Origin of the sequence: Xanthomonas sp. SI (assembly GCF_014236855.1) — a bacterium.
In the GTDB taxonomy this organism is placed as follows: domain Bacteria; phylum Pseudomonadota; class Gammaproteobacteria; order Xanthomonadales; family Xanthomonadaceae; genus Xanthomonas_A.
Genome location: NZ_CP051261.1, coordinates 4716167 through 4734275 on the forward strand (window position 1 = coordinate 4716167; position 18109 = coordinate 4734275).

The 18109-nt window shown below is 69.6% G+C and carries 15 protein-coding genes; 3 read left to right on the forward strand and 12 right to left on the reverse strand.

Annotation, left to right across the window (positions count from 1 at the left end; translation table 11 throughout):
* Positions 1 to 5: 5 nt before the first annotated feature.
* From HEP75_RS20065 to HEP75_RS20075, 3 genes are all read right to left on the reverse strand, one after another.
* Positions 6 to 2513 (reverse strand): TonB-dependent receptor, encoded by a 2508-nt coding sequence (locus HEP75_RS20065; RefSeq protein WP_185824682.1) that lies wholly within the window; start codon positions 2511 to 2513, stop codon positions 6 to 8.
* A gap of 117 nt (positions 2514 to 2630) precedes the next feature.
* On the reverse strand, positions 2631 to 3713 hold the full coding sequence (locus HEP75_RS20070) for a FecR domain-containing protein (protein ID WP_185824683.1): 1083 nt from the start codon (positions 3711 to 3713) through the stop codon (positions 2631 to 2633).
* Positions 3706 to 4221: a sigma-70 family RNA polymerase sigma factor gene (locus HEP75_RS20075; protein WP_185824684.1), complete on the reverse strand. Its 516-nt coding sequence runs from the start codon at positions 4219 to 4221 to the stop codon at positions 3706 to 3708. The genes HEP75_RS20070 and HEP75_RS20075 overlap by 8 nt, the downstream gene beginning before the upstream one ends.
* Before the next feature lie 329 nt (positions 4222 to 4550).
* Between HEP75_RS20075 and HEP75_RS20080 the strand changes: the two genes are divergently transcribed.
* Positions 4551 to 5630, forward strand: coding sequence for a pirin family protein (locus HEP75_RS20080; protein ID WP_255423920.1), 1080 nt, complete (start codon positions 4551 to 4553; stop codon positions 5628 to 5630).
* Between the two features lie 476 nt (positions 5631 to 6106).
* On the opposite strand, the gene HEP75_RS20085 is transcribed toward HEP75_RS20080, so the two are convergent.
* Positions 6107 to 6709 (reverse strand): DUF4142 domain-containing protein, encoded by a 603-nt coding sequence (locus HEP75_RS20085; RefSeq protein ID WP_185824686.1) that lies wholly within the window; start codon positions 6707 to 6709, stop codon positions 6107 to 6109.
* Between the two features lie 246 nt (positions 6710 to 6955).
* On the opposite strand from HEP75_RS20085, the gene HEP75_RS20090 reads away from it, so the two are divergent.
* Together HEP75_RS20090 and HEP75_RS20095 are read left to right on the forward strand one after the other, a co-directional pair.
* The gene (locus HEP75_RS20090; RefSeq protein WP_221899284.1) at positions 6956 to 8350 is read left to right on the forward strand and encodes an MFS transporter; all 1395 of its coding nucleotides are present in this window, start codon (positions 6956 to 6958) and stop codon (positions 8348 to 8350) included.
* Between the two features lie 213 nt (positions 8351 to 8563).
* Positions 8564 to 9304 carry a GntR family transcriptional regulator gene (locus tag HEP75_RS20095; RefSeq protein ID WP_185821326.1) on the forward strand — a complete coding sequence of 247 codons (741 nt, stop codon included), beginning with the start codon at positions 8564 to 8566 and terminating at the stop codon, positions 9302 to 9304.
* A gap of 152 nt (positions 9305 to 9456) precedes the next feature.
* On the opposite strand, the gene HEP75_RS20100 is transcribed toward HEP75_RS20095, so the two are convergent.
* From HEP75_RS20100 to mdcA, 8 genes are all read right to left on the reverse strand, one after another.
* On the reverse strand, positions 9457 to 10812 hold the full coding sequence (locus HEP75_RS20100) for an SLC13 family permease (RefSeq protein ID WP_185821327.1): 1356 nt from the start codon (positions 10810 to 10812) through the stop codon (positions 9457 to 9459).
* Positions 10813 to 10953: 141 nt separating this feature from the next.
* Positions 10954 to 11874, reverse strand: a complete 921-nt coding sequence (locus tag HEP75_RS20105; RefSeq protein ID WP_185824687.1) for an acyltransferase domain-containing protein — start codon at positions 11872 to 11874, stop codon at positions 10954 to 10956.
* Positions 11871 to 12683, reverse strand: a complete 813-nt coding sequence (gene mdcB, locus HEP75_RS20110) for a triphosphoribosyl-dephospho-CoA synthase MdcB (protein ID WP_185824688.1) — start codon at positions 12681 to 12683, stop codon at positions 11871 to 11873. The genes HEP75_RS20105 and mdcB overlap by 4 nt, the downstream gene beginning before the upstream one ends.
* Before the next feature lie 818 nt (positions 12684 to 13501).
* Positions 13502 to 14155: a malonate decarboxylase holo-[acyl-carrier-protein] synthase gene (mdcG, locus tag HEP75_RS20115; RefSeq protein WP_185824689.1), complete on the reverse strand. Its 654-nt coding sequence runs from the start codon at positions 14153 to 14155 to the stop codon at positions 13502 to 13504.
* Positions 14148 to 14852, reverse strand: a complete 705-nt coding sequence (mdcE, locus tag HEP75_RS20120; RefSeq protein WP_185824690.1) for a biotin-independent malonate decarboxylase subunit gamma — start codon at positions 14850 to 14852, stop codon at positions 14148 to 14150. Before mdcE ends, mdcG begins: the two co-directional genes overlap by 8 nt.
* Entirely contained in the window at positions 14852 to 15766 is a 915-nt protein-coding gene (locus HEP75_RS20125; protein ID WP_185824691.1) for a biotin-independent malonate decarboxylase subunit beta, read from the reverse strand. The genes mdcE and HEP75_RS20125 overlap by 1 nt, the downstream gene beginning before the upstream one ends.
* Before the next feature lie 286 nt (positions 15767 to 16052).
* Positions 16053 to 16367 carry a malonate decarboxylase acyl carrier protein gene (mdcC, locus tag HEP75_RS20130; RefSeq protein WP_185824692.1) on the reverse strand — a complete coding sequence of 105 codons (315 nt, stop codon included), beginning with the start codon at positions 16365 to 16367 and terminating at the stop codon, positions 16053 to 16055.
* A 9-nt stretch (positions 16368 to 16376) separates the two neighbouring features.
* The gene (gene mdcA, locus HEP75_RS20135; protein ID WP_185824693.1) at positions 16377 to 18020 is read right to left on the reverse strand and encodes a malonate decarboxylase subunit alpha; all 1644 of its coding nucleotides are present in this window, start codon (positions 18018 to 18020) and stop codon (positions 16377 to 16379) included.
* Between the last annotated feature and the right edge of the window lie 89 nt (positions 18021 to 18109).

The following is an 18109-nucleotide window of genomic DNA, read 5'->3' on the forward strand; positions in this document are numbered from 1 at the left end:
CGGCCTCAGAACTTCAGCGACAGGTCGAGGAACACGCCGCGTCCGGCCAGGCCGAAGTACAGCGGCTGGTTGTCGGAGGAGCGCGCGCCGGCATAGCCAATCAACGCATGCCGATCGAGCAGGTTGTTGACGTCCATGCTGATCGAATAGCCCTTCAGGCCGTAGGGGCCATGCGTGCTGCGATAGCCCAGCGCCGCATCCAGGCTGGCGTAGCCGCCCAGGCGCTGGTCGTTGCCGAACACGGTGGCGCCGCTGGCGTCCGTGGTGTTGTCCACGCCGTACTGCGCGCCGACCACCTTTTCCATCAACGAGCCGAAGTAGCCGGTGCCGCTGTTGTAGAGCAGGCCCAATGCCCCGGTCACGTGCGGGGTGCCGGCGACCTGGGTGCTGCTGTGCTTGTAGGTGGCCTCGTTGTAGCTGGCGTTGGCGTACAGGCTCAGCGTCGGCGTCAGCGCGTAGGTGGCCTCGGCCTCGGCGCCGCGGTACACCGCGCCGCCACCGTTGACGTAGGCGCTCTCGGTGCCGCTGTCGGTGGCGACCAGGGTCTGGCTGATGTAGTTGCTGAAATCGATGTAGTAGATGTCGGCGCCGAAGGTCAGCCCGCGCGCGGCGTAGCTGGTGCCGAGCTGGTAGTTGCTGGTCAGCTCCGGCTGCAGGCCGCGCTCGCCGTTGAGTTCGATCACGTCGATCGGCGGCGCCAGGAAGCCGCGCGCGGCCTGCACGTAGCCGCTCCAGTGGTCGCTGAAGGCGTCGTGCAGGCTCAGCGACGGCAGCGTCGCGTCGTAGTTGGCGCTGGTGTAGGACGGCGCCGGCGGGGTGCTCTTGTTGAGCTGCGCGTCGAGCTGGCGTTCCACCCGCGAATAGCGCACGCCGGGGCTGAGGGTCAGCGTGTCGCTCAGCTTCCAGTCGTACTGCACGTACGGCTGCAGCGTGTCGGTGCGGTCGTGCAGCTGGTAGTTGTACAGATAGCCGTACTTGGTGCCGCTGGCCGCGCCGGTGCTCATGTCCACCGGCTGCTGCTCGCGTTCGTCCAGACTGCGTTCCGCCCACACGCCGGTCTGCAACTGGCCCGGGCCCAGATCGCGGGCAAGCCGCAGCACGTCGCCGAAGGCATGGAAATCGTTGTCCGACAGCTTGCCGGGCACGTCGGTGGCCGGCTTGGACAGCTTCTTGCCGGTGCTGGAGTAGAAGGTCACGCCGTTGTCGGCCGCGCTCTCGCTGGTGGGGATGCTGCTCTTGGCGGCGGTATGGTCGAAGCTGTTGTAGTAGACCTTGTTGTCGAGGTCCCAGTCGCCCAGGCGCGTGCTCAGGCCCAGGTAGCTGAAGCTGGAGTAGTACGCCGCGCTGTTGTAGCCGGTGTAGTTCTGCAGGGTCGGATCGTTGCCCAGGCCGTAGCGCCAGCCGTGCTGTTCGATCTGCGCGCGGGTGGCGCCCTGCACGGTGTTCTGGTGTTCCTGGTTGTAGCTGCTGACGAAGGTCAGCGTGGTCGCCTCGCCCAGCTCGGTGACGGTCTTGACGAAGGCGTGCTCGCGGCGGTCGTCGGTGCCTTTCAGGTAGGTGTCGCTGGCTTCCTTGGACAGGTCGGCGAACACGCGGGTGTTGCCGATGTGCTCGTCGGCGCTGACCCCGGTGGACCAGGTGTCCCAGCTGCCGCCGGTGATGTACGCGGTGACGCCATCCACCGCGCTGGGGTTGCGCGTGCGCAGCGCCAGGGTGCCGCCGAAGGTGGCGTTGCCGATGGTGGCGCCGCCGCCGGGGCCGCGGTCGATCTCGGCCTGGCCGAGCACGTGGTTGTTGAAGTACGCCGACGTGGTGTGGTGCAGGTCGCTGGCGTCGCCGAACGGGATGCCGTCGAAGGTGGTGTTGAACTGGCCGTCCTGGAAGCCGCGGATGCTGATGCCTTCGTTCTTGCCCAGGCCCGGGCCTTCCGGCGAAGTGGTGACCACGCTCGGCGCGTACTTGATGATGTCGTCGTAGTTCGCGTTCAGGCGCAGGCCGTCGCGGATGAAGCGTTCGTCGATCACCGAGGTCGGCTGGCTCGCCTCCAGCGGCGCGGCGCTGGGCGCCAGCGTATCGACGCTGTTGGCGGTGACGTTGATCGGCGCCAGTTCGCGCGGGCCGTCGTCACGGTCTCCCGGGTCGGCGGCCGGCGTGGCCGCGGCGTGCGGCGCGCGCGGGGCGGCGGCACTGCGTTGCGCCGGGGCGGCGCCGCGCACGATGCTGACCGTGCTCGGCGTCGGCATGCGGTAGTCAAGGCCGGTGCCGGCCAGCAGTTTCTGCAGCTGCTGCGCCGGCGCCAGGCCGGCCGGCGCACCGTTGCTGCGTTGCCCGGCCGCCAATGCCGGGTCGTACATCAGTTGCAGGCCGCTGCTGCGGGCGAACAGCTCCAGCGCCTGGTCCAGCGGCATCGGCGCGATCGCCGGCGCGGTGGCGGCGACGGGGGCCGACCAAGCCGGCAACGAGGAAGTGCTGCCGAGCAGCAGGGCGATGGAAACAACGAGTGTGTTGCGCATGGGGCGTGCTACCGGAGGGGAGAGGAAGGCCGCCGTGCGCATCCAGCGCGACGGCCATGCCTACCTAGGAGTGCCGCACAGCGCCGCGCGGCTACCGGTAATTGCATGAATTTTTTCTTACATCGGCGCCGGCGCGCTGCGGATCGTCACCGCCTGCGCGTCGCGGTGCACCTGCACGTTCGGCAGGCTGCCCAGGTAGGCGACGAAGGCTTCCGGATCGCGCAGGTGGAACACGCCGCTGATGCGGCGCGCGGCCAGCGCCGGATCGGCGATGCGCAGCGGCTGCGTGGTGTAGGCGTTGAACAGCCGCGCTACCTCGCCCACGCTGCGGTCGTGCACGCCGACCTGTGCCGGCAGCCAGGCGGTGGCGCCGGCGATGTCGGCATGCGCGTCCATTCCCAGCAACCGGCCGCGCGCATCCAGCCGCGCCTGCTGGCCGCCGCCCAGGTCCGCCAGCTGCGCGCCCTCGCTGGGCAGCGCGCTGCGCCGCCACCACGGATGCGCGCCGCGCAGCACGTGCACGCGCCCCTGCAGCACGGTGACGCGGGTGGCGCCGTCGTGCTGGTCGACGCCGAACACGGTGCCGATATCGCGCAGCACCAGCGTGCCGACGCTGACCCGCAGCGGCCGCGCCGGATCGTGGCCGAGGTCGAACAGCGCCTTGCCGCGCAGCAGCGCGATGTCGCGGCGCTGCGCACCGTAGCGCACGGCGATGGCGCTGCCGCGGTCCAGGCGCACCACGCTGCCGTCGGACAGCGCCACCTCGCGCCCGGCATCGGTGCCGGCGGCATAGACCGTCGCCGCGACCGTGTCCGGGACCGCCAGCTGCGTGGCCACGCCGATCGCCGACAGCGCGAGGACGGCGGCCAGGCCCAAGGCCCAGCGCCTGCTGCGCTTGCGCGCGGTCGGTGCCGCGCGCGATCGCGGCACGGCGCTGCGGCCGAGTTCGGGCCGCAACGGCACCACCACCGCGCCGCTGTGGCGCGCATGCGCGCATAGCTGTTCGCTGCTGGCCTGCTGCGAGTACGCCGCGGCCTGCAGGTCCTGATGCAGGTGCGCGATGCCCAGGTATTCGGCCACGTGCGCGGGCGATTGCCGCAGCCAGGCCAGGAATTCGGCCTGCTGCACCGGCGCCAGCGGCGCCTCGCGCTGCGCCAGGTACCAGGCCGCGGCCGCCGCGGCGATCGGCGACTCACGCATAGCGCGCCATGCCCTGCCGGCACACCGCCAGGCACTTGATGATGTATTTCTTGACCATGTGGCTGGAGATCTGCAACTGCTCGGCGATGTCCTGGTAGCCGAGTTCGTCGCGGTAGCGCAGCACCATCGCCGCGCGGCATTTCGGCGGCAGCCGCGCCATCAGCTCGGCCAGGCGCCGCCGGCGTTGCTCGCGGTGCACCTGCGCATCGGCTTCGCACGGCACCGCCAGCCGCTCCAGCACCTCGTCCAGGCAGGTGTCGCGCTGCGTGCTGCGCTGATTGAGCAGCGCGTGCTCGCGCATCAGGTTGGCGGCAATGGTGAACAGGTAGGCTTCCGGATTGGCGATCTCCGGCACGTGCGCCTCGCTGCGCTGCAGGCGCAGCCATACTTCCTGCACCAGGTCCTCGGCGTCCCACGCCGCAGCGCGGCGGCGCAGGAAATAACGGCTCAGCGACGGCCGCCACTGCAGGAACAGCCGCGACAGGGCCGGCAAGGGTTCGGGACGCACCAGGCGCTCGCAGGGTCGGAAAGGCCTGCGATGCTGGTCGCGGCAGATGACAGTCCAATGACGCGCGGGCAGTGCGGGCGCGGAGGGCCGGCTGCGCCCCAGCCGGCATTCAGTTGCGCGCCGATGCCGGCCTCGTTCGCTCGGCCGGCGGCGGCGCGCGGCCAGTACCAGTGCCTGCCCCATGGCCCTGTATGCGGCGGCGGCACGTCCAGCGTTTCCCGTGCAGGACAGGATGTCCTTCGGAGCGGCCTTCCGTTCCATCGGCATCGCCCCATATCGGAAGAGTTGCCGCCTCCATCTCGGGCGGCGTTCGCATGAAGGATCTCTCCATGACCGACCCTGTCGTCCAGATCAAGCCGCTTGGCTTCCCCTGGGAAACGATCGACCCGTTCCTGTTCTGCGTCTATCACGACGATGCCTACCCCGCCGGCAACGGTGCGATGGGGCCGGCGGCGTCGCTGGCAGGCCGCGCCATCGGCCAGGACTTCAGCCGCAAGGACGGCTGGAGCATGTACCACGGCGAGGAGGTCCCCGGCTTTCCCGGCCACCCGCACCGCGGCTTCGAGACCGTGACCATCGTGCGCCAGGGCCTGATCGACCATTCCGACTCGCTCGGCGCGGTGGCGCGCTTCGGCGCCGGCGATGTGCAATGGCTGACGGCCGGCGCGGGCATCGTCCATTCGGAGATGTTCCCGCTGCTCGACACCACCGCCCCCAACCCGCTGGAACTGTTCCAGATCTGGCTCAACCTGCCGGCACGCAACAAGATGGTGGCGCCGCACTTCACCATGTTCTGGGCGCAGGACCTGCCGCGTTTCACCGCCAGCGACGACGCCGGCCGCACCACCGACGTGGCCTGCGTGGCGGGTCGCATCGGTCCCGTCGATGCCGCGCCCGGCAGCGCCGGCGGCCCGCTGGCGCCGCCACCGGATTCGTGGGCCGCGCAGGACGATGCCGACGTGGCCATCTGGACGATCCGCATGGCGCCCGGCGCACGCTGGACCCTGCCCGCCGCGCAAGGCCGCGGCACCCGCCGCAGCCTGTACTTCTTCAAGGGCGCAGCGGTGACCGTGGCTGGGCGCGAAGTGACCAGCCACGCCGCCATCGAGTTGCGCGCCGACCAGGCGGTCGAGCTGATCAACGGCGATGGCGAGGCGAGCGAGTTCCTGGTGCTGCAGGGCCGACCGATCGCCGAACCGGTGGCCCAACACGGCCCGTTCGTGATGAACACCCAGGCCGAGATCGCCCAGGCCATGGCCGACTACCGCCGCACCCAATTCGGTGGCTGGCCGTGGAAAGACGAAGCGCCGGTGCACGGCAGCGATCCCACCCACTTCGCGCGGCACCCGGATGGGCGCGAGGAGCGGCCGGCACTGCAAGCGGCAGCTGCGGATATCGCGAACGTCTAGCGGTGGTTCTTGGCGAATGGCTGCGGAAATGCAGTGCGCCTTGCTGGCTTCGCGTATCCGAATCAGCGAGACGCTTTCGCGCCGTACCCTCACCCCAACCCCTCTCCCGATGGGAGAGGGGCTAGCAGCTGTTCTCTTCTCCCCTCGGGAGAAGGTGCCCCGCAGGGGCGGATGAGGGTACGGGCGCAGCCTCGTGCACCCAACTCCGCGAGACGCTTCGCGCCGGACCCTCACCCCAACCCCTCTCCCGAGGGGAGAGGGGCTAGCAGCTGTTCCCTTCTCCCCTCGGGAGAAGGTGCCCCGCAGGGGCGGATGAGGGTACGGGCGAAGCCTCGTGCACCCAAACCTGCGAGTCGCTTTCGCGCCGTACCCTCACCCCAACCCCTCTCCCGGGGGGAGAGGGGCTATGTACTGTGTCGCCGCTAGCACCGCAGCCGGTTCGCGACAGACAGCAACAACAACGCGACAAAGCACCCTCAGTAGCGCGCCGACGCCAACGCCTGCGCGCGTTCCAGTTGCTCGGCGATGCGCTTGCGCGCCTGCTGCAGTTCCTGCTTGGTCGCGTCCTGTTGCGCCGCCGGCACCAGTTCGGCATCGATCACCGCCAGCGCATCGGAATAGCTGCGCACCATCGTCGCCATGTAGGCGTTCATGTACGCCGAATCGTCCTTCTCTTGATCCAGCGCCTGCAACTGCGCCTTGCCCTTGGCTGCCTGCGCGGCGATCTTCTCCGCATCGCCGGGACCGCCCTTGCCGGCATCCGCCGCCGCGGCGCCATGGTGAGCGGCGACCACTTCGCGGGCGAAGTCGGCGACGCTGCCGCTGACGTTGCGCGACAGCGCCTGCTGCGACAGCGCCACCGCGTTGCCTTCCAGCACCTGCAGCATCGCCTTGGCCGAGGCGTCGCCGCTGATCGGCGCGCGTCCGCTTTCGCCACCGACCGGGGCGGCGGTCGGCGCCGGCGAGGTCGCCGGTGCGGTGCGCGAGGTCTGGTCGCCCGGCTTGCCGCAGCCGCTCAGCGCCACGGCGGCCAGCGCCGCGAGAATCGAAAGCCGGGTCGTGATGAGCCTCGGGGTCATGGGATGCTCCTGATGTGCCAGCCGCCACCTTGCCCGGGCCGCGCGCAAACCCGTGTGAATCGCCGCGCTTTGCCGCGACACGACATCGACGCGGCCAGGCGAATGCACGCGCAGGCGATGCGATGCTGCCATTCGGTCCGGGCAGCAGCGCGCACCTCGCGTCGCAGGAGGCCATCGGGTACCGACGCTTCGACACGGCCCGAAGCATTTCCGGCAGAAGGCGGCCTATAGTCCGGCCGCCACTCGATGAAGGAAGAACACGCAGGCATGCAACCCGCCACCCGCGGCCAACGACAGGTGCTGATCGCGACCAGCCTCAGTTACGTGGTCGTCATCCTCGACACCTCCATCGTCAACGTGGCACTGGAATCCGTTTCGCACACGCTCGGCTCGGACATCTCCGGGCTGCAATGGGTGATCAACGCGTATACGCTGACCTTTGCCAGTTTGCTGCTGACTGGCGGCGTGTTGGGCGATCGCTTCGGTGCGAAAAGGATCTACATGGCCGGCCTGTGCCTGTTCGCGCTGGCATCCGCATCGTGCGGCCTGGCCACCGGCCTGCCTGCGTTGGTGGGCGCACGGGTATTGCAGGGATCGGGGGCCGCACTGTTGGTGCCTTGCTCCTTGATGTTGATCAACACGGCGTATCCGCAGACCCACCAGCGTGCCAGCGCCATCGGGGTATGGGCGGGCTGCGGCGGGATCGCCATGGCAGCCGGGCCATTGGTCGGCGGGGTGCTGATCGAACTGTTGGGTTGGCGCAGCATTTTCCTGATCAACGTGCCGATTGCCCTGATCGGCGTGTGGCTGACGTCGCGCATCCCGTCTTCGGCGCCGCTGGCGCCCGCCCGGCACCTGGACGTCGGCGGGCAAGTCGCCGCGATCGTCGCGCTGGCGACGTCCGTGGCGGTGTTGATCGAAGGCGCGAAGCTGGGATGGAACTCCGCATGGGTGTACGTCGGCGTACTCGTGGCGTGCATCGCCTGGTGCGTGTTCCTGATGACGGAAAGCCGGCAACAGGACCCGATGTTGCCGCTTCGCTATTTCCGCAACGTGGCGTTCTCGGGGGCGACGTTCCTGTCGCTGATCTCGGCCCTGGTGTTCTACGGCCTGTTTTTCCTGCTGAGCCTGTATTTCCAGTCGGACCGCAACTGGTCCGCCCTGGAAACGGGGCTCGCGTTTCTGCCGTTGACCGCCATGGTCACCCTGGGCAGCTTCGCCTGCGGCCGGCTGACCCGAGCGTACGGCGCCCGCGCCGTGCTGATTGCCGGGTTCGGCCTGTACGCCCTGGGATTTGTCGGCCTGCTCGCGTTGGCCGGCGACGCGCCATACTGGCGTATCGCCGTGTGTTACCCGGCGGTGGGGTTCGGCGCGGGAATCATTACCCCGGCCGCCACCTCGGTGCTCATGAGCGGGGTCGACCGTGCCAAGGCCGGAGTGGCGGCCGGCACGCTCAATGCCGGCCGCCAAAGCGGTTCCGCCTTCGGCGTGGCGATCTTCGGCGCTTTGCTGGCGTCGATCCACCCTCTGAACGCTGCGATCCACGTCGCCGTCAGCATCGCGATCGGCTTGTCCATGCTTGCCATGCTGCTCTCGGCCCTGGTGTTGAAAGCGCCAGCGGCGCACCCGGTGGAATGCTGAAGCGCCTCCATCGGCAAGGTCATTGTCCGGTACGCAGTCGTGGAAGTCGCAAGGCGCTGCTGCGCCTGCAAGCCATCGGCGCTGTCGCGACTCCCGCACAAGAAGCGAGTGGAATAGGCGGCGCCGGCGGAAATGCCGCGGCGCCGGCACATCCCGCAGGCCGCTAGAATGGCCGTATCGCCAGCACCGGCTCCAGAGCGTTTCGATCCGCCGATGACCCTCGCACCCGACACCCGCGCGCCGCGCAAGCGCGTGGCGCTGTACGAAGACGTGGCCGAGCGGCTGCGGCAGAAGATCTACGACTACGTGCTGCCGCCGGGCGAGTGGATCGACGAACCGGCACTGGTCGCCGAACTGGGCATCAGCCGCACCCCGCTGCGCGAGAGCCTGAAACTGCTCGCGGCCGAAGGCCTGGTGCAGATCGAACCGGGCCGCGGCGCGCGCGTGACCCGGCTGAACCTGGAAGACCTCAACGAGCTGTTCCCGGTAATGGCGCTGCTGGAAGGCCGCTGCGCCTACGAAGCGGTGCGCAAGGTCGACGCCGCCGGCCTGGCGCGGCTGGAAACGCTGCACGCGCGCATGGAGCAGGCCGCCGACGAAGGCGACCTGGCCGAGTACTACCGGCAGAACTACCTGATCCACGAATCGGTGCAGGAATTCGCCGGCAACCCGTGGCTGATCCGCGTCACCCACGACCTGCACCGCATCCTCAAGATGCACCGCGGCCGCCAGCTGCTGGCGCCCGGACGCATGCAGCAATCGCTGTCCGAACACCGCGAACTGATGGACTGCTTCCGCCGCGGCGACGCCGAAGGCGCCGAGCGCACGATGAACCGGCACCTGCAAAGCCAGGGCAATGCCCTGGCGATGTACGTGGCCGCCGGCGGAAAGTTGAATGTGCCGGCGCCATTGCCTAACGGCCGGGAATGGGGAATGGGGAATGGGGAATCGTAGAAGCAGGTCTGCGCGATCGATCGGCGCCACATAGCTTCTGCAAAAAAGCATCGGCCCCGAAGGGCCGACGCTGCAGCAACGAAACCAATAACGCATCGGCTCGCGGGAACTGCTTCACCCCATTCCCGATTCTCGTTTCCCAATTCCCAGCTTCACAGCCACCCCGGCACCACCAGCAGCAGCCACGCCAGCAGCGGGCCGAACAGGACCACCAGGCCGCTGTAGATCAGGAAGCGCTTGTACAGCGACTCGCGTTCGTCCGGGGCGGCCGAGGCCACCACCAGCGCGCCGTTGGTCGAGAACGGGCTCACGTCCACCACCGTGGAGGAGATCGCCAGCGCGCAGATCACCCCGGCCGCACCGAGGTGGCCCTGCAGCAGGAATGGCACCGCCAGCGGGATGGTCGCGCCCAGCACCGCCGCCGACGAGGCGAACGCGGAGACGATGCCGCCGACGTAGCACACCAGCAGCGCGCCGAGCAGCGGGATGCCGATGTCGGACACGCCGTTGCCGATGTAGTCCACCGCCCCGCTCTCCTGCAGTACCGCCACGTAGGTGACCACGCCGCTGATCAGCAGCACAGTGGACCAGCTGATGCCGTCCACCGCGCCCTTCTGCGCCTTCGGCGACAGCAGCGCCAGCACCACCGCCACGGTCATCGATACCAGGCCGACGTTGAGGTTGTAGATCAGCGAGGCGATGCCCAGGCCGAGCAGGCCGAACAGGGTCAGCACGCGATCGCGATTCAAGCTCACCGCCTCCAGCGCCGCCGGATCGGTGGACAAGGTGCCGCCGCCGGCCGCCAGCAGCGCGCCATGGCCTTCGATCGCGAACTGGCGGTGCGAGGACTGATCGCCCACCGGCACGTACTCGGCCGTGGCCAGCGACGGCGCCTGTCCGCGCCGCAGCAGGGCCAGGCCGCCGAAGGCGAAGAAGCAGATCAGCGCCATCAGGAAGTTGAAGCCGAGGCTGGTCAGGAACACCGCCATCTCGGTCACGTCCAGCCCGGCCTTCTCCACCACCTTGTTGGTGATGCCGCCGTACACGCTGATCGGCGAGAAACCGCCGGCCTGCGCGCCGTGGATCACCAGCAAGCCCATCAGCAACGGATTGATCCTGTACTGCTTGGCGAAGCGCAGCGCGACCGGACCGATGATCGCCACCGCCGCCGGGCCGAGCGCGCCGAACGCGGTCAGCACCGCGGTGACCACGAACATCACCCACGGGATCGCCACGATCTTGCCGCGGACCGCGCGTACCGCCCAATGCACCAATAGATCGATGGTGCCGTTGTTGCGCGCGATCGCGAACAGGTAAGTGATGCCGACCAGGGTCAGGAACAGGTCGCCGGGAAACCCGGCCAAGACCTCCTTCCCGTCCATGCCGACCCAGACGCCACCGATGATGAAGGCCAACGCGAACGCGACCGCGCCCATGTTGACCGGCAACGCCGTGGCCACGATGAACATGACGATCAAGCCGATGATCGTCGCGATTTGTGGACTCATGCGCCCTCCCGAGCTTGCTGGATCCGTACCACTACCACTGCCGCGAATGGCCACCCGCCATCCTGGGTCGATCGCTCACTGCCAACTGCCGTGGCGCCGCGACGGCTGCCATCGCCGCCCCCTCCCGCCGCCGCGGCTGCATCACTGCATGCGTTGCTCCGCCTGCCGCACCCACGCCGCTGCCGCGGCCAGGCTGCCGAACTCCTCCACCGAGCGTGCCTGGCACTCCGGCAACAGCTCGCGCGCGATGCGCGCCAGCGCACCGCCCGGTCCCAGTTCCAGGAACACGCGCGCGCCGCGTTCGGCGGCCTGGCGCAGCGTTCCCGCCCAATCCAGCGTCGTCGCCAGCTGCGCCGACAAGGCGCCGATGGCGTCGTCGCGGTCGCCGATCCGGTGTCCGTCGATGCCGGCCAGCACCGCGGCGCGCGGCGCCGCCAATGGCGCGGCACGCAGATCGGCGGCGAACGCCTGCGCCGCGCTCGCCAGCAACGGCGTGTGCGCGGCCACCGCCACCGGCAGGCGCGTGACCCGCGCGCGCTGCGCACGCGCCTGCCGCTCGCCGTGCGCCAGCGCATCAGCATGGCCGCCTAGAATCAGATGGTCGTCGCCATTGACGATGGCCAGGTGCAGGCCGGTCTGCGCGCACAGCGTCTCGGCCTGCTCGCGCAGCAGGCCCTGCACCGCGATCAGGCCGTCGCCATTGCGGCTGGCCGCATCCATGCGCTGCGCGCGCTGCACCGCCAGTGCCAGGCAGGCGGACGCCTCCATGCCGCCGGCCAACGCATGCGCGGCCAGCTCGCCGATGCTGTAGCCGAGCAGCAACGCCGGCGTCGGCAGTTGCGGCAACAGCGCCGCGGCATTGGCCAGCACCGCGGTGCAGACCAGCGGCTGCGCGATGGCGTTGTCGTAGCGTGCGTCGTCGCCGGCCAGCGCCCGCGGATCGGCGCCGAGCACCTGCGCCGCCGCGGTCAGCACCGCCTCGGCCGCCGGCTCGCCGACGCTGTAGTCGAACATCGCCGGATGTTGCGCGCCCTGTCCCGGGCACAGCAGCGCCAGGCTCATACGCCCTCCTGGCGCTGCAGGAAGCAGGCGCAGGCGAGCAAGTCGGCGCTACCGCCCGGGCTGAGCCGGCGCGCGACGAAGGCGTCGCCGAGGCGCGACAGCTGCTGGCGCCAATCCGGCTGCGCCACGCCGCCGGCCTCGAGGAACGCACGCGCGCTGCGTTGCGCGAAGCGCAGCCCGTCGCGGCCGCCGCGGTGCAGCAGATTCAGATCGTCGGTCTGCGCGATCAGCTGCAGCAGGGTCTGCGCCAGCGTCGCCTCCTGCGCCAGGCCTGCACGCATCGCCGCGCGCAGGCTCGGCAGCGCTACGTCGCGCAGCAGCGGGAACCCGGCTGCCGCCTGTTCGCGCACGCCGGCCACGCCATGCAGGCGACGCATGCGCTGGCCGTGGCTGTATGGGTCCAGCGGTGCGTCGAGCAGCGCCTCGCGCCAGAGGCCCACGGCATTGCAGACCGCCACGCCATCCGGCGTCGCGTGATGCTGGCTGCGCAACCGCGCCGCCGCGGCGACCAGCAGGCCCAGGCTGAAGATCGCGCCGCGGTGCGTGTTGACGCCGCCGGTGGCGCGCAGCATCGCGCGCTCGGCGCCGATGCCGAGTTCGCGCAGCGTGGGGAACGCCGCATCGGCCGCGCCGGCGGTGGCGATCGCGACGAAGTAGCCGCGCAACGCGAACAGGCTGCGCAGGAACGTGGAAGCGTCCATATCGTCGTGGCTGCCGCGATCGAACGGCGTGACCAGACCCGGCTTCGGCGCGCAGGCCAGCTCGGCATGCAGGCTGGCGACGGCGAGACGGCCGAGGCGGTGCGGCATGGACAGGCGGTGTGGAGCGATCGCCGCTGCCTTGGCTGCGGCCACAGTCGCTCGCGGATGGCGGGCGAATTGTACCGTCGCTGCTCGGGCTTCGATCGTCGCGACTGAAGTCGCTCCCACAAGGGATGCCATGCCTGCGACAAGTCCTGTGGGAGGGGCTTTGGTCCCGACCGCTTCCGGTGTTGGCAAGACCGCGACTTCGTTCGTCGCGGCTGAAGCCGCTCCTACAGGAACTAGCGGATGGTCGGCTACCCGTACTGTGGGAGGGACTTCAGTCACGACGCGGTCGGGCCGCAGCACCTCCATTGCTTCACTCGTCGCGACTGAAGTCGCTCCCACAAGGGTCTTGTGGCTTTCTTGCAAGGTGCCCTGTAGGAGCGGCTTCAGCCGCGACAGACAAGCAAAACCACCAGGGTTTCTAACTTCGCTCGTCGCGACTGAAGCCGCTCCTACAGGAACTTGCGGACTATTCGCCGGGCGCACTGTGGGAGGAACTTCAGTCCCGGCGGCTTCCGACATTGGAAAGATCGCCGCTCCGTTCGTCGCGGCTGAAGCCGCTCCTACAGAGGCTTGCGGACGGCCGACTACCTGCACTGTGGGAGATACTTCAGTCCCGACGGCTGCCGAAGCCGGAAGGTTTGAGGCTGCGTTAGTTGTGATCGAAGCCGCTCCTGCAGGAGCCCGCGAATGTGCTGCTGGGGCCAATGTAGGAGGGGCTTCAGCCCCGACCGCTTCTGGCGCCGGCCCGTCCACGGCTGCGGCCGCCGGCGATGCCGAGAAACAACCGTCTTCCACGCCGCGCACCGCCTGCAATTCCATCACGCCCCCCATGCCTGCAGCAGCTCGGCGCGCGGCTGCAGCCGGCAGTCGCGCAGCGCCTTGACCAGCAGTTGCGCGCTGTCGCCGGCCAGTTCGCGCCAGCTCACCGCGTTGCCGTCGGGCAGCAGCACTTCGCCATCCACGCGATGCCCGTGACGCTGCTCCCAGCGCGCAAGGTCGGCGAGCAGCGCGGGTGCCTGCGCCGGCGACGGCACCGTCCACAGCAAATCGATGTCCGAGCCGGCCTGCACGTAGGGCAAGCCGGTCAGCGCCTGCCAGGCGAAGGCGCCGAATACGCGCGGAGTCAGACCATGCGTGGCGGCCAGCGCCTGCAATTCGCGCAGCGGCACTTGCCACTGCGGCACGGCCGGCACCTGCGCGCAGACCTCGTCCAGCGTCGGCGGCGCGCGCTGCCGCAACACCGCATCACGCTCGGCCGACAGCGACAGGCGCTGCTTGCCTTCGGCCGGCGGCAACGGCACGCCGAGACGCAACAGCTGCGCATCGTCGCTGCGATCGCCGCGCGCGACGATCGCCGGATGGCCGGCAGCGAACCAGTCGCGCAGGCGCGCCTGCGCACCCGGCGTGCGCGCCTGCCACGGCGCATCGGCCGCGAGCCAGACCAGGTCGTGCCGGGCGAGCGGCTCATGCATGGCCGGCAGCGACCTCCGCGGCGATCGGCGCGGCCAGCAGGCGGCCGTTGCGCTCGGTGCCGCGTTGCGCGCGTACGTCGCCCTGCAGCGGCGCCTGCAACGCGGCGACCAGCGCTTGCGCCAGATCGCCCTGCCACACCGCTTCCACCGCACCCATCGCCACGTAGTTCTCCACGCCCGGCGCGAACACCGGCGAGCTTTTGCTCAAGGCCTGCAGCTTCTCCAGCGGCTGCTTGGTGACCCGCGCCATCGCGCGCAGATCCATCACTCGCACCTGCGCTTCGGGCAACGCGTAGATCGCGTCGGCCATCAGCCCGAAGGCGAGGAAGCCGCCGCTCACCGATTCGCCGTAGACCAGCGTCAGCAGCCGCGCCCCGCGCCGCCGCGCCAGGTCCAGGCATTGCGCCAGATGGCCGAAATAGCCGTTGATGCCGAGCAGTTCGTCCTTGCGCGACGGGCGCTGGCCGGCGGTATCGACCAGCATCACGATCGGCCGCTGCGGATGCGCGCGGGTGCTGTCCAGCACCGCGGCGGCCAAGGCCAGCGCATGCTCCACGCCCACTTCCAGCTTGTCGGCGCTGCCGATCACGGTGACCTCGCCCAGCGCGGTGCTGGCGCTGCCGCCGATCACCCCGTCGCGGACCTCGACCCGGTGGCCGAGCGGGAACAGTGCTTCCAGCAAAGGCTTCAGTTCCATCACGGGCTCCGATCGGCGACGGCGGCAAGGAAGGCGGCGGTATCCAGCAACGGCAGCGCTTCGGGATCGGCGATGCCCTGGCGGCGCCAGATGTCCACGCCGTCGCGGCAGTCGCCGTAGGTTTCCAGGCGTTGGCGCAGCGCGGCGTGTTCGGCGGCGATGCGCGCCAGGCCATCGTCGTCTGCGGCCGGCGGTGGCGCCGCCAGCGCGGCGATCGCCGCAGCGCGGAAGTCCTCTATGGCGTCGGCGACCAGGGCCTGCGCCTCGCCAAGCAGATAGCGGTGCTTGCCGCCGGTCACGCGCCACACCAGGGCGCGATCGCGCGAATCGAACTCGTCCACGCCGCGCACCGTCTCGATCACTTCCGGACCCGACAGGCCCAGCCGTCCTTCCTCGGACATGACGATGCGCGTGCAGCAGCGGCTGACGATGCCCATGCCGCCGAAGCAGCCGTTGCCGCTGCCGATCAGCGCCAACACCGGCACGCCGGCGGCGCGCGCGTCCAGGGTGGCGCGCATGATTTCGGAGATCGCGATCAGACCGGCGTTGGCCTCGTGCAGGCGCACGCCGCCGGTGTCGGGCAGCAGCAGCACCGCCGCCGGCCTAGTCGCCGCGGCACGCTGCAGCAGCCCGGTGAGTTTGGCGCCGTGCACCTCGCCGACCGCACCGCCCATGAACTGGCCTTGTTGCGCGGCGATCAGCACCGTGCGCCCGTCGAGCCGGCCCTCGCCGACGACGATGCCGTCGTCGAACGCACCGGGCTGATCCAGTTGGGCCAGATGCGGACTCATCGCGCGCTGGCGCGGGCCGACGAACTCGCGGAACGAGCCGGGATCGAGCATGCCGGTGATGCGCTCGCGCGCGTCGGCTTCATAGAAACTGCGCGGACGGCGGTTGTTCGGGATCGCGCTCATGCGCAGCTCCGGTGTGGGCGGCGGACTCGCCGAATAGGTAGAGCGGGACGATCGTTCATTGCAGCAGGCGTCTGGATCGCGGCCGGTGCCATCCAGGCGCTGCCGGAGGATCGCATCGGGGCTGAAGCCCCTCCCACAACAGGGCTACTCGCAGGCACGGCGTCCCTTGTAGGAGCGGCTTCAACCGCGACGAACGGAACCGAACTATCACCGGCTCCGGACAACGTCGCGGCCGAAGCCGCTCCTACAGGGAGCATGGCGATCGCGGATGTCCGGATTGAACGCATCACGCATCCTCCTGCAACGCTTCCACCGCCTGGTCCAGGCGCAAGCCGACCACCGCCGGCGTGGCGCCGACATCGTTGATCGAGATGCGCACGTCGCGCAGCGGATGGCGCGCGGCGAAATCGTCGAGCACCGCCTGCCAGATCGAGCCGAAGCCGTCGGCGGCGGTGACGATCTCGATCTGCATCGCCCCGCCCAGTTCCTGCGGTTCGATCAGCACTTCCAGATTGCCGGAGGACACCACGCCGACCAGCACCTGGTCGAGCCGGCCGTTCGGCGCCAGGCGTCCGTCGTAGCGATAGCGAAGGGTTTCCATCGACATCCCTTACCAGTTGCGGAAACGTTGCGGCGGCGCGTACAGGCCGCCGGACCAGCGCACCAGATCCTTGACGCTGCGCGCGGCCAGCAGGTCGCGGCTGGCGTCGCGCAGGCGGATGCCCAGGTCCTCGGGGCGGCGGATCACCCCGCGGTCGCGCAGGTTCTCGACCATGCGCCTGTCGCGGCCCAGGCCCACCGCGGTGTAGCCGGCCACGCCGCGGATCGCCTGTTCGCGTTCCTCCGGCGTACGGCACAGCAGCAGGTTGGCGATGCCTTCTTCGGTCAGCACGTGGCTGACGTCGTCGCCGTAGATCATCACCGGCGGCAGCGGCATGTTGGCGCGCTCGGCCAGTTCCCAGGCGTCGAGCCGGTCGACGAAGGCAGGCGCCATGTGTTCGCGGAAGGTCTCCACCATCTGCACCACCAGCTTGCGCCCGCGCGGCATCTCGCCCGGGCGCGCGGCCTCGCGCCCGGCCTTGAGCCAAGCCTCGCTGCCGTGGCGGCGGCCGCGTGCGTCCGAGCCCATGTTCGGCGCACCACCGAAGCCGGCGATGCGGTCGCGGGTGGCGGTGGAACTGTTGCCCTGCAGATCGATCTGCAGCGTGGAGCCGATGAACATGTCGCAGGCGTACAGGCCGGCGGTCTGCGAGAACGCGCGGTTGGAACGCATCGAGCCGTCGGGGCCGGCGAAGAACACGTCGGCGCGCGCGGCGATGTACTTCTCCATGCCCAGTTCCGAGCCGAACGAATGCACGGATTTGACGAAGCCCGACTCGATCGCCGGAATCAGCGCCGGATGCGGATTCAGCGCCCAATGCCGGCAGATCTTGCCGCGCAGGCCGAGCGACTCGGCGTAGGTCGGCAGCAGCAGCTCGATCGCCGCGGTGTCGAAGCCGATGCCGTGATTGAGCCGGTCCACGCCGTACTCGGCGTAGATGCCCTTGATCGCCATCATCGCCATCAGCACCTGGATCTCGGAGATCTGCGCCGGGTCGCGGGTGAACAGCGGTTCGATGTAGTGCGGGCGCGGCGCCTGCACCACGTAGCCGATCCAGTCGGCGGGGATGTCCACGCGCGGCAGCGTGTCCACGATTTCGTTGACCTGGGCGATGACGATGCCGCCCTTGAACGCGGTGGCCTCGGCGATCACCGGCGTGTCCTCGGTGTTCGGCCCGGTGTAGAGATTGCCGTGGCGATCGGCGGCCTGCGCGGCGACCAGCGCCACGCGCGGGGTCAGGTCGACGAAGTAGCGGCCGAACAGTTCCAGATAGGTGTGGATCGCGCCGATCTCGATGCGCTTGTCGGCGACCAGCCGCGCCAGGCGCAATGCCTGCGGCCCGGAGAAGGAGAAGTCCAGGCGCTGCGCGATGCCGCGTTCGAACACGTCCAAATGCGAGGGCAGCGCCAGCACCGACTGCAGCATGTGCAGCCCGTGCACCCGCGCCGGATCGACCTCGGTCAGGCACTGCGAGAGGAAATCGGCCTGCTTCTGGTTGTTGCCTTCCACGCACACGCGGTCGCCCGGCTCGATCACCGCCTCCAGCAACGCCACCGCGTCCTTGGCCTCCACCAAGCGCCCGCGCGCCAGCCCTTCGGCGCGCTGCAGGCGTTGCCGGCGATTGTCGGCGAGCGTGTTCCAGTCCTGAGGCATAAGGCTTTCCGTCGGCGAATGGAGGGCGGCAGCGCCTGGCGGCGGGGCCGGCCGAAATTGTAATTACGATATAATTATGAAACCGTGAC

Coding starts and splice junctions, on each gene's coding strand:
- HEP75_RS20065 (WP_185824682.1), bottom strand. CDS start 2,513: ATGCGCAACACACTCGTTGTTTCCATCGCCCTGCTGCTCGGCAGCACT.
- HEP75_RS20070 (WP_185824683.1), bottom strand. CDS start 3,713: ATGCGTGAGTCGCCGATCGCCGCGGCGGCCGCGGCCTGGTACCTGGCG.
- HEP75_RS20080 (WP_255423920.1), top strand. CDS start 4,551: ATGACCGACCCTGTCGTCCAGATCAAGCCGCTTGGCTTCCCCTGGGAA.
- HEP75_RS20085 (WP_185824686.1), bottom strand. CDS start 6,709: ATGACCCCGAGGCTCATCACGACCCGGCTTTCGATTCTCGCGGCGCTG.
- HEP75_RS20090 (WP_221899284.1), top strand. CDS start 6,956: ATGAAGGAAGAACACGCAGGCATGCAACCCGCCACCCGCGGCCAACGA.
- HEP75_RS20095 (WP_185821326.1), top strand. CDS start 8,564: ATGACCCTCGCACCCGACACCCGCGCGCCGCGCAAGCGCGTGGCGCTG.
- HEP75_RS20100 (WP_185821327.1), bottom strand. CDS start 10,812: ATGAGTCCACAAATCGCGACGATCATCGGCTTGATCGTCATGTTCATC.
- HEP75_RS20105 (WP_185824687.1), bottom strand. CDS start 11,874: ATGAGCCTGGCGCTGCTGTGCCCGGGACAGGGCGCGCAACATCCGGCG.
- mdcB (WP_185824688.1), bottom strand. CDS start 12,683: ATGCCGCACCGCCTCGGCCGTCTCGCCGTCGCCAGCCTGCATGCCGAG.
- mdcG (WP_185824689.1), bottom strand. CDS start 14,155: ATGCATGAGCCGCTCGCCCGGCACGACCTGGTCTGGCTCGCGGCCGAT.
- mdcE (WP_185824690.1), bottom strand. CDS start 14,852: ATGGAACTGAAGCCTTTGCTGGAAGCACTGTTCCCGCTCGGCCACCGG.
- HEP75_RS20125 (WP_185824691.1), bottom strand. CDS start 15,766: ATGAGCGCGATCCCGAACAACCGCCGTCCGCGCAGTTTCTATGAAGCC.
- mdcC (WP_185824692.1), bottom strand. CDS start 16,367: ATGGAAACCCTTCGCTATCGCTACGACGGACGCCTGGCGCCGAACGGC.
- mdcA (WP_185824693.1), bottom strand. CDS start 18,020: ATGCCTCAGGACTGGAACACGCTCGCCGACAATCGCCGGCAACGCCTG.